1 protein-coding gene and 1 pseudogene are annotated in these 1,386 nt (G+C 63.8%); both read right to left on the reverse strand.

What is annotated here, in order from left to right:
* A pseudogene (locus EN994_RS31575) lies at positions 1-427 on the reverse strand (hypothetical protein); the annotation flags it as partial.
* Positions 428-501: 74 nt separating this feature from the next.
* The coding region (locus EN994_RS31580) for an adenylosuccinate synthase (RefSeq protein WP_127308157.1) at positions 502-1,386 on the reverse strand (885 nt) is incomplete at its 5' end.

The following is a 1,386-nucleotide window of genomic DNA, read 5'->3' on the forward strand; positions in this document are numbered from 1 at the left end:
GCTGGGCAGGCGCCGGCGTCGACCTTTGCCAGCTTGGCTCGACCTTGGCGGCAGGCGGCGGCGCGGGTTGATAGGGCTCGGGCTTGGCGACGGGCGGTGCCGGCCAGGCCGATTCCGCCTTCGCCGGCTGCCTCGTATGGCTTGGCTGGTTCTTGTTGCGATCGATCGACGAAAAGATGTGTTCCAGCTCCGCGAGCGGGTCGGTCTCCGGCACGCTCTTGGCATAATCGCGCTCGACGCTTGTAATGGCGTCTTCCAGCGAACGCATCTGCGTGGCTATGGCTTCGGGAGCCCACGGCGGCGAACGTTCACCAAGCTTCTTCGCTAGCATGGTGCGAACGCTGGCATAGATGCGCGTACGCTTTTCCGGCGTCTCGTCGCCATGCTTGTCGAGCGCGTTTTTCAGAATAGCAACGAAATCTGCCATGCTTCAGTCGACCTGTATTTTGCTTCCGCGTCGGCCCCCGCAAATCAGCCGCGATGCCCGGAAAGGCTCAGAAACTAGTCTTGAAACGGATCGGTCACAAGTATCGTGTCGTCGCGTTCCGGGCTGGTGGAAAGGAGCGCGACCGGTGCGCCGATGAGCTCCTCGATGTAGCGGACATACTTGACCGCCTGGGCCGGCAGATCATTCCAGCTGCGCGCGCCGGCAGTGGTGCCTTTCCAGCCCTCGAGCGTCTCGTAGACCGGTTCGACACGTGCCTGCGCGCCCTGGCTGGCCGGCAGATAATCGATCATCTCGCCGTCGAGACGGTAACCGGTGCAGACCTTGATCTCGTCCAGCCCGTCAAGCACGTCGAGCTTGGTCAGCGCGATGCCCTTGATGCCGTTGACCGCGACGGCCTGGCGCACCAGCACCGCGTCGAACCAGCCGCAGCGGCGCTTGCGACCGGTGACGACGCCGAATTCATGGCCGCGCGTGCCGAGGAATTCGCCGACCTCGTTCTTCTGCTCGGTCGGGAACGGACCCTCGCCGACGCGTGTCGTATAGGCCTTGGTGATGCCGAGCACATAGCCGATGGCGCCCGGGCCAACGCCGGAGCCGGCGGCAGCCTGTCCGGCAACCGTGTTCGACGAGGTCACGAACGGATAGGTGCCGTGGTCGATATCGAGCAGTGTGCCCTGCGCGCCCTCGAACAGGATGCGCTCGCCAGCCCGGCGCTTGTCGTCGAGGATCTTCCAGACCCGGTCCATATAGGGCAGGATGTCGTCGGCGACCGAGGTTAGTTCCTGCATGATCGTGTCATGCGTGACTTCCGCATGACCAAGCCCGCGACGCAGCGCATTGTGGTGCGTCAGCAGCCTGTCGATTTTCAAGGGCAGTGTTTCCAAATCCGCCAAATCCATCACCCTGACCGCGCGCCGGCCCACCTTGTCCTCATAGGC

Source organism: Mesorhizobium sp. M7A.F.Ca.CA.002.09.1.1 (assembly GCF_003998555.1).
GTDB classification, from domain to species: Bacteria; Pseudomonadota; Alphaproteobacteria; order Rhizobiales; family Rhizobiaceae; genus Mesorhizobium; species Mesorhizobium ciceri.